The following is a 12,955-nucleotide window of genomic DNA, read 5'->3' as shown; positions in this document are numbered from 1 at the left end:
GCTCTTCCGATCTGCCGGCGCGGCTGCGGCGGTGTCGGGCGCGGCGCGGGGCGCGCATGCTGCAGGGGGGGCGGCGGCGGGGCCGGCGGCGGCGGCATCGGCACGGGCTCCGCCACCTCCACCGGCGGCGCCTCGGCCGCCTGCACGGGCGGCGCGTCAGGCGGCGGCGAAAAGTCCGGCTCGGGTGGCACCGCCTCGTCAGGCTCGACCATCGCCACCTGGTCCGGCGGCGGCGGCGGAGCCGGCACGGGCGGCGCGGCGGCCACGGTCTCGGGCGGGGGCGGCTGCACGGCCTCCGGAGGCGGCGGGGCCGTGAATTCGGGGGGCGGGGGCTGGGCGGCGTCGGGTGGCGGCGGCTGCACGGCCTCGGGCGGGGCCGGGGCGGCCGCCTGCTCCGTCACCTCGGTCGGCTCCGTCACCGGCATCGGCTCGGGCGCCGCCATGGTCTCCACCTCGAGCGCCGGCGCGACATCGCCGGCACGCTCGGAGGGAATCAGCAGCGGCACGACCAGCGCGACATGCACCAGGGCCGAAAGCCCCCAGGCCGCCGGGCGCAGGAAACGGCGCCACCCGCGCCGGGGCGCCGCCGGCGGCGGCTGGAAGGCCGCGCGCATCGCGGCAGCCAGCACCGCCGGCGGCGGCCCGGCGGGCTCCCCAAGGGGCAGCCCAAGTGGCGGCATCGGCGGCAATGTCCGGGGCTTCTCGGCGAGAAGGTGTTCCATGCCGCCCTTTCTCAGCGCGCCTGCACCGCGGCGGCGGCGGGATCGGCTTCGGCGATCAGCGATACGCGGCTGATCCCGGCGCGGGAAACCCGCCCCATCACCCGCAGCACGTCGCCATAGGGCACGGTGCGGTCGCCGCGCACATGCACCGGCGCCTCGGGATCGGCCTCGTGCAGCGCGACCAGCCGCTGCGTCAGCTGCTCCGCCGTCACCTCCTCCTGCCGGATATACAGCCGGTTGCCCGGCGCCACCGTCAGCACCACGGGCGGGTTGGAGGAGGAGGTGCGCGCGGCGGCAGTGCGCGGCAGGTTCACCGGCACGCCCACTGTCATCATCGGCGCCGCCACCATGAAGACGATCAGCAGCACGAGCATCACGTCCACCAGCGGCGCGACGTTCATCTCGCCCATCGGCGCGGCATCGTCGTCATCATCCCTGCCGCGCCCGCCCACGGACATCGCCATCCGGGGCTACTCCGCCGCGTGCGCGGCAGCCCGGGAGGGCGCCGACCGCCGTGCCATCCCCGCCGCCAGCTCCGAGATCGAGGCCATGGCCCCCTGGCGCAGCCGCGCGAAGGTCACCGTGAAGCGGTTGTAGGCCATCACCGAGGGGATCGCCGCGACCAGCCCGATGGCGGTGGCGAACAGCGCCTCCGCAATGCCGGGCGCCACCACGGCCAGGCTGGTGTCGCCGCTGCTGGCGATGCCGGAGAAGGAGTTCATGATGCCCCAGACCGTGCCGAACAGCCCGATGAAGGGCCCGACCGCGCCGATCGTCGCCAGCAGCGGCAGCCCCGGCTCCGCCGCGCGGAAGGCGGCGACCAGCGGGGCGCGCATCGCGTATTCCATCCGCTCGCGATACTCGCCGCGACTCTCGGACGGGTCGCGCCCGTCATGCCATTCCCGGGCGCCGGCGCGGATCACCTCGGCCGCCAAACCCGTATCGGGCGTCACCGCCCCGGTCGCAGCCCCGGCCAGCCGGCGCGTCTCGGCCCGCAGGCGGCGGGTGGCGACCATCTTCTCGATGATGATGCCCCAGCAGGCGATGGAGGCGATCAGCAGCAGCAGCATCACCCCCTTCACGATCGGGTCGGCCTGCAGGAACAGCGCCAGCGGCGAAAGGTCATGCCCCACCGCTGCATGAGCCAGGTCCTGCGCGGCCGATCCGGCGCCCGGCACGGCCGGCGTCGCGGCGCCCGCCAGGGCAGGGTCCACCGCCGTCACGGCCGACATGGGGGGCGCGGCGGGCATCGCGGGGGCGGAGCTGGCCGCCGGGGCGGCAGGGGCATTAGGGTTCATGGCCTACTTCTCCAGTGCCACGCCCTGGGCGCGCGAACTGACCGCGAGCCGCGCCAGGCAGGCCGGCGCGGCATCCGGCCCGCAGGCCAGCACGTCATTCAGCAGGATGGTGCCGACACCGTCGCAGGGCGTGCCGGCCAGATCGAAGATCCGGACCATGGTCTTCTCCGCCGGCAGCGGCCCGAGATCGAGGGCGAGGCGCCGGTTGACCACGGAATCCTTGCCGAAGATCACCAGATCCAGCCGCAACGGATCGACCGCCGCACCGGGATTGGCGACGCGCATCCACACCCGGCAGCCCTCGTTCCGGGCTTCCAGCCGGTTCAGCTCCACCGAGACCTTGGACGGCTGGTCCGGTGCCGGATCGGGGGTCTGAGCCTGGGCCAGCCCCGCCAGCAGCAGCATCGGCAGGAACCAGACGGGGCGGGCGAGGGGCATGTCTCTGCGCGTCCTTGCAACTCTCCCGACCAGGCGGGTGCCCAGCGCGGAACCCGGACCGGGCGCCCGCGATGCGCAAGTCGGAGGCCAGCCTGTATCGCACCTGCACAGGGGATGCAACGCGGTTGAGAACGATTTGCAGTTATTCCGCCAACTCCCCGTGATCCCCTGCCTCCCGCCTGCGCTGCACCATGTCAGGCACCCCCTGCGGCGTTACATGCAGCAGAAGCGCGCCGCCCAATGGCCGGCGCCATGAAAGGAACCCCCATGACCGACCTGCCGAAAATCGAGATCGAGGGCGACAGCGAACCGGCGGTGGCCCTCGCCCTGCTGCGCATCATCATGGAGTCCAGCGAGGACAAGGCGGAGCAGGACCGCGACTGGATCCTCTCCACCTATGCCGATTGCCTCGCCGTCGTGGGCGGCGCCGAGGTTTCCTTCGACGAGGACGAGGACGAGGAGAAGGACAAGGACGACGAGGCGTCCTGACCCCCAGGCTTGCCCCCGCCCGAGGCTCCGGGCAGCCTCCCCAGCCCGGCCGCAGGGCCAGTCTCGAGGGAGGATGTCGGATGGCAGATGGCGGCATGGGCGCGGGAACCAACTTCGCCTCGCTTCGCCCGATGGTGGCCCCGCGCAGCGTCGCCGTCATCGGCGCCTCGGACGAGCCCACCCGCATCGGCGGCCGCCCCATCCACAGCATGATCCAGCGCGGCTTCGCCGGCCCCCTCTGGCCGGTGAACCCGAAGCGGGAGACGGTGCAGGGCCTGCCTGCCTTCCCCGATGTCGCCGCCCTGCCCGGCACGCCGGACGCCGCCATCGTCGCCGTCCCCGGCGCGGCGGCCGAGGCGGCGGTGGATGCGCTGGGCCGCCGCGGCTGCCCCGCCGCCATCGTCTTCACCGCCGGCTTCGCCGAGGTGGACGAGGCCGGGCGTCAGGCTCAGGAACGCCTGGTCGCCATCGCCCGCTCCCATGGCATGCGCCTGCTTGGCCCCAACTGCCTGGGCCTGTTCAACGCTCCCCTCGGCTATTTCCCGATCTTCACCTCCTCCTTCGACAGCGGCTGGCCGGTGGAGCCGATCGCCGGGCGCGGGCGCATCGGCATCGCCAGCCAGTCCGGCGCCTACGGCACCCATTTGTTCGGCGCCGCCCGCAACCGCGGCATCGCCACCCCCATCCTGATCACCACCGGCAACGAGGCCGAGGTGACGCTGGGCGATGCCATTGGCTGGCTGGCCGAGGATGACAGCATCGAGATCATCGCCGCCTATTCCGAGGGCGTGCGCGAGGGCCCCCGCTTCCTCGCCGCGCTGGAGGCCGCCCGCCGCGCCCGCAAGCCGGTGGTGATGATGAAGGTCGGCCGCTCCGCCCTCGGCGCCCATGCCGCCCAGTCCCACACCGCCAGCATCGCCGGCGATGACGCCGTGACCTCCGTGGCGCTGGAGGAATTCGGCGTCCACCGCGCCCGCAACACCGAGGAGCTGCTGGACGTCTGCTACGCCGCCACCCCGCGCATCTACCCGGTGGCCAACACGTTGGGCGTCGTCTCCATCTCCGGCGGCGCGGGCGTGATGATCTCGGACGCGGCGGAGGAGCAGGTCCTGCCCATGCCGCCCATGCCGGAGGAGGCCCAGGCGAAGCTCCGCGCGCTGATCCCCTTCAGCAACCCGTCTAACCCGGTGGACTGCACCGCCCAGATCTTCAACGACATGTCCATGGTGGGCGCCTTCGCCCGCAGCATGGTGGAGGATGGCGGCTACACCAGCCTGATCGCCTTCTTCACCAATGTCGGCGCCTCCCCCGCCCTCGCCCCCCGCCTGCGGGCCGAGCTGAACGCGGTGCGGGTCGACCACCCCGACCGCATCTGGGCCCTCAGCGTCATCGCGCCCCCCGAGCGGATCCGGGAATACGAGGCCGATGGCTATCTGGTCTTCGAGGACCCCTACCGCGCCGTCGTCGCCCTGGCCGCCCAAGGCCGCTTCGGCGCCGCCTTCGCCCGCCCGCCGCGCGCCACGGTCCCGCTCCCCGCCACCACGCTGCCGGCCACCACCCCGAACGAGGCCGAGGCCAAGCGCCTCCTCGCCGCGGCCGGCATCCCCGCCGTGCCCGAAGCCACCGCCACCGGCATGGAACAGGCCGTCGAGGCCGCCCGCGCCATCGGCTTCCCCGTGGTGATGAAGCTTCTCTCCCCCGACATCCTCCACAAGTCGGAGGTCGGCGGCGTCCTGCTGGACGTAGGCGACGAGGACGCCGTCCGCGCCAGCTACGAACGCCTGATGTGGAACGCGGCGGAGAATGCCCCCGGCGCCCGCGTCACCGGCGTTCTCATCGCCCGCCAGATCAGCGGCGCGGTGGAGGTCGCCCTCGGCATCAGCCGCGATCCGGTCTTCGGCCCCGTCGTCATGGTCGGCCTCGGCGGCGTCTTCATCGAGATCCTGCGCGACGTCGCCCTCCGCCGCTGCCCGGTGGATGTCACGGAAGCGGAGGCGATGATCCGCTCCCTCCGCGGCTTCCCCTTGCTGGACGGCGCCCGCGGCCGGCCCCGCGCCGATGTCCCTGCCCTGGCCCGCGCCCTCTCAGCCCTGTCCGCCTTCGCCATGGCGGCGGGGGAGCGGCTTTCTTCGGCGGATGTGAACCCGATGCTGGTCCTGCCCGAGGGCCAGGGGGCATGGGCGGCGGATGCGGTGATCGAGCTGGCATCGAGGGATTAGCGCAGCCGTCGGGCCGAGGGACACCGCTGGACTCCCGCGCACAAGCCCATCCGGCAGCAACGGCCCTGCGGTGACGGAGGCTGCCATGGCCGGGTCGTGCGGGGAGCGACCCCATGGGGACCGAGCTTGCGGGGTCCGCCTCTGGACCCGCCACAGCATCCACCGCCAAAGCTAGCGGATACCGCGGAATGCGGTAGGCGAATCCTGGTCAGGATTGGAACGACATCGCCGCCAGTTCGGCGACAAAACCGGCCGCGCGCACCGCAACTCCGCGCCCACTGCGCCACATGGCCGGCAAGCCCCGCCAGTCGCGCGCTCCCCCGGTCTTTCCCCCAGCCGGCTCCCGGGGGAGACGCCTCCGCCCTCCTGTGGCAGGTTGCGCCCGCAAGGGACGGAGGAAAGGACATGTCGCACCCGACCGGCGCGCTTTCCCGCCGCCCGATCATCGTCTTCGATACCGAGACCACGGGCATCTCCGGCCAGGACCGGGTCGTCTCCCTCGGCGCCGTCCGGCTCGACGCGGCGCTGGAGCCCGAGGCGACGCTGCACCTCGTCTTCGCCCCCGGCATCCGCTGCCATTTCGGCGCCTACCGCGTCCACGGGCTCTCCGACGCCTTCCTCGCGCAACAGCCCACCTTCGCCGCCCATGCGGAGGAGATCGCGGATTTCTTCGGCGGCGCGCTCGGCTGCGCCCATAACCTTTCCTTCGACCGCCGTATGCTGGGCGCTGAATTCGACCGGCTGGACATGCCCCGCCCCTGGTCCGGCGAATTCTGCACCATGCTCGGCTGGCGCCGGCACCGTCCAGGCGAACGCGCCGGCCTCGCCCATGCCTCCGCCGCCTGCGGCTTGGGGCGCGAAGGCACGCTGCACGGCGCTCTGGAGGATGCCTGGCTCGCCGCCAACATCCTGCGCCATCTGCACGATCTGCCCCCCGCCCCCATGCGCCTGCACGGCTTCACCAACGACCGCACGGAGGAGATGGCCGCATGACCCCTGGCCGCTTGACCGGGGAGAAGGCCGAGCGCTTCCGCGCCCTGCACGCGGACGGCTGCTTCGCCCTGCCCAATGCCTGGGATGCCGGCAGCGCGAAGCTCATGGCCGGGCTCGGCTTCCAGGCTGTCGCCACCACCTCGGCCGGCCTCGCCTTCATGCTCGGCCGCCGGGACATGGAAGCCGCCATCTCGCGGGATGAGGCGCTGGCCAATGCAAGCGCCCTGATCGCCGCGACCGACCTCCCCGTCTCCGCCGATCTCGAGGACGGCTTCGGCCCCGCGCCCGAGGATGCCGCCGCCACTGTCACCGCCGCCATCGCGGCCGGCCTCTGCGGCTGCAGCATCGAGGACACGACGGCGAACCCCGCCGCCCCGATCCATGGCTTCGACGCTTCCGTCGCCCGCATCGCCGCCGCGGCGAAGGCCGCCCGCGCCGCCCCACACCCCTTCATCCTCACCGCCCGCGCCGAGAACTTCCTGCACGGCCGCCCGGACCTGGAGGACACCATCCGCCGCCTCGTCGCCTTCGCCGAGGCCGGCGCCGATTGCCTCTACGCCCCCGGCCTGCCGGACGGGGCCGCCATCGCCGCGGTGGTGAAGGCCGTCGTACCCAAGCCCGTGAACGTGCTGATCGGCCCACGCAGCGGCGCCCTGCCGCTCGCGCGCCTGGCCGAGCTCGGCGTCCGCCGCGTCAGCGTCGGCGGCGCCATCGCCCGCGCCGCCTATGGCGCGGCCCTGGAGGCGGGGCGTTCCCTGATGGCGGGTGACCTTCCCGCCATCGCCGCCCTCACCCCCTATGACCGCATCGCGCAATTCATGACTTCGGGAGAGAAGCAGCAGTGATCGACAAGATCGTCCGTGACATGGCCGCCGCCATGGAGGGCGTGAAGGACGGCAGCACCGTGCTGATCGGCGGCTTCGGCGCCGCGGGCCAGCCTGACGACCTGATCGAAGGCCTGATCGAGCAGGGCGCGACCGACCTCACCGTCGTCTGCAACAATGCCGGCACCGGCCGCACGGGCCTCGCGCGCCTCATGGAGCTGGGCCGCGTCCGCAAGATCATCTGCTCCTTTCCGCGCAGCGCCGGATCGGTCGTGTTCGAGGAGCTGTACAAGGCCGGCAAGCTGGAGCTTGAGATCGTTCCCCAGGGCACGCTGGCCGAGCGCATGCGCGCCGCCGGCGCCGGAATCCCCGCCTTCTTCACCCCCACGGCCGCGGGCACCAAGCTCGGCCAGGGCAAGGAGCAGCGCGAGTTCAACGGCCGCCCGCATGTGATGGAGCTGGCCCTGCCCGGCGACGTCGCACTGGTGGAGGCATGGGAGGCCGACCGCTGGGGCAATCTCGCCTATCGCCGCAGTGGGCGGAACTTCAACCCGGTGATGGCGATGGCTGGCAAGCTCACCATCGTGCAGGCGCACAATATCGTCGAGCTCGGCGAAATCGACGCCGAGCGCGTGGTGACTCCGGGCATCTTCGTGAACCGCGTGCTGAACGTGAAGCGCAGCGCCCCCTGGGCCTGATGGAGGAAGCAGCGATGGAACCCTGGTCCCGCACCCAGATGGCCGGCCGCGTCGCGGCCGACATTCCCGAAGGCTGGTACTGCAATCTCGGCATCGGCATCCCAACACTGGTGGCCGACCATGTCCCGCCCGAGCGCGAGGTGGTGCTGCACTCGGAGAACGGCATCCTCGGCATGGGCCCCGCGCCCGAGAAGGGCAAGGAGGACGCCTGGCTCATCAATGCCGGCAAGCAGCCCGTCACGCTGCATCCCGGCGGCTCCTACTTCCATCATGCCGACAGCTTCGCCATGATTCGCGGCGGCCATATCGATCTTTGCGTCCTCGGCGCCTTCGAGGTGGCCAGCAATGGCGACATCGCGAACTGGGCAACCAGCGAGAATGACACCGCCCCCGCCGTCGGCGGCGCCATGGACCTCGCCGCCGGCGCCAAGCGCGTCTGGGTGATGATGGAGCACACGACGAAGGACGGCCGCCCGAAGCTGGTGGAGAAGTGCTCCTACCCGCTCACCGCCATGAGGGCCGTGTCCCGCATCTACACCAACCTCGCCGTGCTGGACGTGACCGAGGAAGGCTTCGTCGTGCGCGACCTCGCCCCGGGCGTGACGATGGAGCATCTGCGCAGCGTCACCGCCGCGCCGCTGCAGGATGCGAAGGTGTCGGCATGAGCGCCGCGACGGTCCTGCCGGAAGGCATCGCCCTCCACGCCGAGCGCGACGGCGCGGTGCTGGTCATCACCCTCGACTACCCGGCGCGCCGCAACGCCCTGGCCCTGCCGCTGCGCGAGCGGCTGGCCGAGGTGCTGGAGGAAACCGAAGGCGACGCCTCCATCCGCGCCATCGTCGTCACCGGCGCCTCCGGCGTGTTCTGCTCGGGCGGCGACATCTCCGGCATGGATACGCGTGACGCGCTCGCCGGCCGCGAGCGCCTGCGCCGCGCCTACCGCTCCATCCGCATCCTCGCCGCCGGCACCAAGCCCGTGGTCGCGGCGGTGGAAGGCTGGTGCGTCGGCGCCGGCCTGTCCCTCGCCTGCGCCTGCGACATCATCGTCGCCGCCGAGGACAGCCGCTTCATGGCGGGCTTCGGCAAGGTCGGGCTGATGGGCGATCTCGGCCTGCCCTTCACCCTGCCGCTCCGCATCGGCACAGGCCGCGCGCGCAAGATCCTGATGCTGCACCAGCAGCTGACGGCGACCGAGGCCGAGCGCATCGGCCTGGTGGAAGAAGTGGTTCCGCGCGGCCAGGCACTGCCGGTGGCGATGGAGCGCGCGCGCTTCCTCGCCACCCAGGCGCCGACGCCGATGGCACTCACCAAGTCCATGCTCGCTGCGGGGCTCGACGCCGCGCTGGAGACGGAACGCCACTTCCAGACGCTCCTCTTCCTCTCCGACGACCACAAGGAAGGCCGCGCCGCCTTCATGGAGAAGCGCGAGCCGAAGTTCGCCGGGAGCTGACGATTGGGGAACCTTTACGCTCCGCGGCTTCCTTGCTGGGAAGGCGCGGGGCAAGGTCTGCGGGCCTATCACCAGCCGCAGACTGAACTAGCCGCGTTCTCCTCCATCCAACGCGCTTCACGATCCGAAGCGGCGTTGACGGAATCATTGCCCGAAACGTTCTGCAATTGCCCGGTTGGGAGGGTGCTGCTATGAGCGCGCCACTTCCGCCGGCGCGAGTTCCATGATCACCTGTTCGCTCATCGTTCCGATCTACCGGAATGAGGAAAACCTGCCGGACCTCATCGAGGCGCTCACCGGGCTGGCGTCGCGTATTCCAGGCTTCGAAGCGGTTCTGGTGGTGGATGCATCGCCGGATCATTGCGAGACGATCCTGCGCGCCACGCTGCCAAATCTCGGCTTTCCCACGCAGCTCATTTCCCTGTCGCGCAACTTCGGCGCCTTCGCCGCCATCCGCGAAGGCCTGACGGCCGCGCGCGGCCGCTATTTCGCCGTCATGGCGGCCGATCTGCAGGAACCGCCCGAGCTGGCGGAACGATTCTTCGAATCGCTGCGGAATGACCAGGCCGATCTTTGCCTCGGCGTGCGCGCCTCCCGACAGGATCCCGGATTCTCGCGCTTCCTCTCCAAGACCTATTGGCGTCTTTACCGGCGCTTCGTGATCCACGAGGTGCCGGCCGGAGGCGTGGACATCTTCGGCTGCAACGAAGCGGTGCGCACCGCCCTTCTCGCGCTCGACGAACGCTCGGGCTCGCTTATCGGACAGCTCTTCTGGGTCGGATTCCGGCGGCTTGAAGTGCCCTATGACCGCCGCGCCCGCACCAAGGGCACCAGCGCCTGGGTCTTCGCCAAGCGCCTGCGCTACTTCGTGGACAGCGTCTTCGCCTTCTCCGACCTGCCGATCACCCTGCTCGTTGGCATCGGTGCAGTGGGCGGCGCACTCTCCGTCGTCACCGCCATTGTGGTCCTCCTTGCCTGGCTGTTCCGCGACATTCCGGTGGAGGGCTACGTGCCCATCATGATCGCGGTCCTCTTCTTCGGCTTCATGACGCTGCTCTCTCTTGGCATCATCGGCATCTATGTCTGGCGCATCAGCGAGAACGTGCGGGGCCGTCCGAATGCGATCGTCGCGCGGCGCGAGGTCAACGATGCCGCACCCGTCGTCGCAGCCACAATCCCGCGCCATGACCCACGCCACGACATGGACCGGATCGGCGCGGAGCGCCCGGCGTGAGCCTGCCCCGCATCCACCCCAACGCATTGTGCGAGAGCACGTCCATCGGATCCGGCACGCGCGTCTGGGCCTTCGCCCATATCCTGCCCGGCGCGGTGATCGGCGCCGACAACAACATTTGCGACGGCGTCTTCATCGAGAACGACGTCGTCACTGGCGACCGCGTGACGATCAAATGCGGCGTCCAGCTCTGGGACGGGCTGCGGGTGGAGGATGACGTCTTCATCGGCCCCAACGCCACCTTCACCAACGACATGTTCCCCCGCAGCCGGGTGCAGCGGGAGGCGCTGCCGCCCACCACCTTGCAGCGCGGCGTCTCCATCGGCGCGAATGCCACCATCCTGCCGGGCCTGACCATCGGCCAGGGCGCCATGGTCGGTGCGGGCACCGTGATCACGGCCGATGTGCCGGCCAATGCCGTCGTGGTGGGAAACCCAGCGCGGATCGTCGGCTATGCCGGCGTGGAAGCCGCCGTGGAACCGCGCAACCTGCCGCAGGATGCCCCCTGCCGCGTGATCGTGACCGACTCCCACCGTGACCCACGGGGCCGCCTCTCCCACTGGCCGCTGGAAGCGGCGCTGCCCTTCACGCCACGCCGCCTCTATGTGATCGACGGCACCCCCGATGGCTGGGCGCGCGGCGGCGGCGCCTATCGCCGCTCCCACCAGTTCCTCATCGCCACTCAGGGTGCCGTGACGGTCGCGATGGATGACGGCCGTTGCCGCCACGCTGTCCGGCTGGCCGGGTCCGACGTCGGCCTGCATGTGCCGCCCGGCACATGGACCCTGCAATACGGCCACACCGCCGACGCCGCCCTGCTAGTGCTGGCGAGCGAGGCCTATGACCCGGGGGAGCGTGTGGCGGATTACGGCCTCTTCTTGGGGAGCACCGACGCGTGACCTTTGGCGCTCAGCGGCGCGGCGTGCTGACCGATATCGCGCTGATCCTCCTCGCCTCGGTCGCGACCGTCGCGCTCTTCGCAATCCTGCGCCGCCTCGGCCTGCCCTTCGGGCTGCGGATCGGCGCGATGGGGGAGGACTATAACTGGCTCCTCATCCTCTCCGCGCCCAACGCCTCGGCCCGCGCCCAGGCCTTCTGGGCGATGAACGACCGCAACCCGCTCTCGCCCTGGTGGTACATCCCGCTGCGCGCGCTCTATGCCAACGGCGCGAACGGGCCCTATCTCACGCGGCTGCTGGTGCAGCCGCTGCTCGGGGTCTCCGTCTATCTCATGGTCTGGACGGCCACGCAGGGGCGGGCGCGCGGCATCGCGCTCGGGGCGGGCATGCTGAGCGCTGCCTGGGTGCTGCACACCTCGCCCGACCAGATCGCCTGGAACTTCATAGGCGCGCTCTCGCTGAGCTGTCTTTCGATCGCCGCCTTCGCCGCCTGGGTGAATGGCGGCCGGCGCGCGCCGGGCTGGTACGGGCTCTCCCTCTTTCTTTGGTTCGCGGCCTTCGGCAGCTACACCTTCCAGGTGGGGGCCGTGGTCGGCATCGGCCTGCTCTCGCTGCTGCATCCCGCCGCGCCGCAGGGGAGCCTGCCGCGCCGTCTCGCCGGCACGGCGATGGAGGTCCTGCCCTATCCGCTGCTGCTCGCCGCCTTCGTGCTGGCCTGGAAAACCACGCAGAACCCGGCCATGGCCGAGTATTATGCGCTGAACCCGTCGCTGCTGCTTAGGAACCTGCCCTCCTCGCTGTGGGAGGGGGTCGCGCTAACGCGCTACATTCCCTTCGCAGGCCGGGGGATGGCGGTCCTGGGCTGGGCGGGGATCGGGCTGGCGGTCCTGTTCGGCCTTGCCGCGGCCGGGCTGCAACTCCTTGTTCTGCGGAGCGAGGCGCCGGCGCGGCTGCGGGACGCAGCGCTGGTGCTGGCAATCACGGCGGGGCTGGTCCTGCCGACGCTGCTGATTGAGTCCATGTCCGGTACCTGGACCGTCGGGCTGCGCTGGCCGATGGTGGACCAGGGCTGGCGCCCGCTGCTCTGGACCGGTGCCGCGGCACTGCTCTGCGCGGCGCTGCCGCTTTCGGCACGGTTCCGCAAACTCGGGCTCGCGGCGGTGACGGGGGTGGCGGCCGGGTGGCTGCTTCTCGCCTCGCTCGGCTACAACAACGTCCAGAGCGTCGCTTCGGCTCATGAGAGCGCGATGAGGGCGCAGGTCGCCGCCCTGGCCGCGCGCGTGCCGCCGGGAGCGCCCTTCAACTTCGTCATCCTGGTCGAGGAGGGCGTGCGGCTCGTCACGCCCGACGTCATGTCCTATCGCGTCGCGCCGATCTGGTTCCTGGGGCGGGATTTCGGGCTGCGCGTGCTGCAGCATGACGAGGACCGCCGGAAGGACTGGGACCGCGAGGCCTGGTCCCGCGTGGTGCTGGAGGACGGACACGCCTCGAACCTGCGGATCGGTCCCGGCACCGGGCCCTTTCCCGCCATCCGCATCCTGCGTTTCGATGGACGGCACATCACCATTCCGCCGGTCCTGGATGCGGCCGACTTCGCCGGCTACCCCGTGCACTGGCTCCGGAGCAGGCCCCTGAGGCAGGACGCCGCCATTCCTTGATCCCGGCGCCCCGCATTGGACAAGCGCGCCAAG

13 protein-coding genes and 1 pseudogene are annotated in these 12,955 nt (G+C 71.3%); 10 read left to right on the top strand and 4 right to left on the bottom strand.

Annotation, left to right across the window (positions count from 1 at the left end; all coding sequences use genetic code 11):
* From GSE44_RS21370 to GSE44_RS21355, 4 genes and pseudogenes are all read right to left on the bottom strand, one after another.
* Positions 1-722 (bottom strand): annotated as a pseudogene (locus GSE44_RS21370) (hypothetical protein); the annotation flags it as partial.
* Between the two features lie 11 nt (positions 723-733).
* Positions 734-1,186, bottom strand: a complete 453-nt coding sequence (locus GSE44_RS21365; RefSeq protein WP_159350860.1) for an ExbD/TolR family protein — start codon at positions 1,184-1,186, stop codon at positions 734-736.
* Between the two features lie 6 nt (positions 1,187-1,192).
* A complete protein-coding gene (locus tag GSE44_RS21360) occupies positions 1,193-2,020 on the bottom strand; it encodes a MotA/TolQ/ExbB proton channel family protein (protein WP_235925035.1) in 828 nt (275 codons plus the stop codon).
* A 3-nt stretch (positions 2,021-2,023) separates the two neighbouring features.
* Positions 2,024-2,458, bottom strand: a complete 435-nt coding sequence (locus GSE44_RS21355) for a Tat pathway signal protein (protein WP_235925034.1) — start codon at positions 2,456-2,458, stop codon at positions 2,024-2,026.
* Positions 2,459-2,725: 267 nt separating this feature from the next.
* Between GSE44_RS21355 and GSE44_RS21350 the strand changes: the two genes are divergently transcribed.
* The 10 genes from GSE44_RS21350 to GSE44_RS21305 all read left to right on the top strand — a co-directional run bounded on the left by GSE44_RS21350 (position 2,726) and on the right by GSE44_RS21305 (position 12,922).
* Positions 2,726-2,947, top strand: coding sequence for a hypothetical protein (locus tag GSE44_RS21350; protein WP_159350859.1), 222 nt, complete (start codon positions 2,726-2,728; stop codon positions 2,945-2,947).
* An 80-nt stretch (positions 2,948-3,027) separates the two neighbouring features.
* Positions 3,028-5,166 carry an acetate--CoA ligase family protein gene (locus GSE44_RS21345; protein WP_235925032.1) on the top strand — a complete coding sequence of 713 codons (2,139 nt, stop codon included), beginning with the start codon at positions 3,028-3,030 and terminating at the stop codon, positions 5,164-5,166.
* Between the two features lie 405 nt (positions 5,167-5,571).
* Complete coding sequence (locus GSE44_RS21340) at positions 5,572-6,159, top strand: 3'-5' exonuclease (RefSeq protein WP_159350858.1); 588 nt, start codon at positions 5,572-5,574, stop codon at positions 6,157-6,159.
* Positions 6,156-7,004 (top strand): isocitrate lyase/PEP mutase family protein, encoded by an 849-nt coding sequence (locus GSE44_RS21335; RefSeq protein WP_159350857.1) that lies wholly within the window; start codon positions 6,156-6,158, stop codon positions 7,002-7,004. The genes GSE44_RS21340 and GSE44_RS21335 overlap by 4 nt, the downstream gene beginning before the upstream one ends.
* The gene (locus tag GSE44_RS21330) at positions 7,001-7,681 is read left to right on the top strand and encodes a 3-oxoacid CoA-transferase subunit A (RefSeq protein ID WP_159350856.1); all 681 of its coding nucleotides are present in this window, start codon (positions 7,001-7,003) and stop codon (positions 7,679-7,681) included. Before GSE44_RS21335 ends, GSE44_RS21330 begins: the two co-directional genes overlap by 4 nt.
* Positions 7,682-7,695: 14 nt before the next feature.
* A complete protein-coding gene (locus GSE44_RS21325) occupies positions 7,696-8,346 on the top strand; it encodes a 3-oxoacid CoA-transferase subunit B (protein WP_235925031.1) in 651 nt (216 codons plus the stop codon).
* Positions 8,343-9,131, top strand: coding sequence for an enoyl-CoA hydratase/isomerase family protein (locus tag GSE44_RS21320; RefSeq protein WP_159350854.1), 789 nt, complete (start codon positions 8,343-8,345; stop codon positions 9,129-9,131). The genes GSE44_RS21325 and GSE44_RS21320 overlap by 4 nt, the downstream gene beginning before the upstream one ends.
* A gap of 223 nt (positions 9,132-9,354) precedes the next feature.
* Positions 9,355-10,365 carry a glycosyltransferase gene (locus tag GSE44_RS21315; protein WP_159350853.1) on the top strand — a complete coding sequence of 337 codons (1,011 nt, stop codon included), beginning with the start codon at positions 9,355-9,357 and terminating at the stop codon, positions 10,363-10,365.
* On the top strand, positions 10,362-11,264 hold the full coding sequence (locus tag GSE44_RS26425; protein ID WP_201306166.1) for a WxcM-like domain-containing protein: 903 nt from the start codon (positions 10,362-10,364) through the stop codon (positions 11,262-11,264). The genes GSE44_RS21315 and GSE44_RS26425 overlap by 4 nt, the downstream gene beginning before the upstream one ends.
* A complete protein-coding gene (locus GSE44_RS21305; protein ID WP_159350852.1) occupies positions 11,261-12,922 on the top strand; it encodes a hypothetical protein in 1,662 nt (553 codons plus the stop codon). Before GSE44_RS26425 ends, GSE44_RS21305 begins: the two co-directional genes overlap by 4 nt.
* The last annotated feature ends 33 nt before the right edge of the window (positions 12,923-12,955 follow it).

Source organism: Muricoccus harenae (assembly GCF_009848505.1).
Lineage (GTDB): Bacteria > Pseudomonadota > Alphaproteobacteria > Acetobacterales > Acetobacteraceae > Roseomonas > Roseomonas harenae.
Note: the sequence above shows the minus strand (reverse complement) of the source record. Positions and strands in the feature narration are given on the sequence as shown.

Coding starts and splice junctions, on each gene's coding strand:
- GSE44_RS21355 (WP_235925034.1), bottom strand. CDS start 2,458: ATGCCCCTCGCCCGCCCCGTCTGGTTCCTGCCGATGCTGCTGCTGGCG.
- GSE44_RS21325 (WP_235925031.1), top strand. CDS start 7,696: ATGGAACCCTGGTCCCGCACCCAGATGGCCGGCCGCGTCGCGGCCGAC.
- GSE44_RS21350 (WP_159350859.1), top strand. CDS start 2,726: ATGACCGACCTGCCGAAAATCGAGATCGAGGGCGACAGCGAACCGGCG.
- GSE44_RS21365 (WP_159350860.1), bottom strand. CDS start 1,186: ATGGCGATGTCCGTGGGCGGGCGCGGCAGGGATGATGACGACGATGCC.
- GSE44_RS21360 (WP_235925035.1), bottom strand. CDS start 2,020: ATGAACCCTAATGCCCCTGCCGCCCCGGCGGCCAGCTCCGCCCCCGCG.
- GSE44_RS21315 (WP_159350853.1), top strand. CDS start 9,355: ATGATCACCTGTTCGCTCATCGTTCCGATCTACCGGAATGAGGAAAAC.
- GSE44_RS21335 (WP_159350857.1), top strand. CDS start 6,156: ATGACCCCTGGCCGCTTGACCGGGGAGAAGGCCGAGCGCTTCCGCGCC.
- GSE44_RS21345 (WP_235925032.1), top strand. CDS start 3,028: ATGGCAGATGGCGGCATGGGCGCGGGAACCAACTTCGCCTCGCTTCGC.
- GSE44_RS21320 (WP_159350854.1), top strand. CDS start 8,343: ATGAGCGCCGCGACGGTCCTGCCGGAAGGCATCGCCCTCCACGCCGAG.
- GSE44_RS21340 (WP_159350858.1), top strand. CDS start 5,572: ATGTCGCACCCGACCGGCGCGCTTTCCCGCCGCCCGATCATCGTCTTC.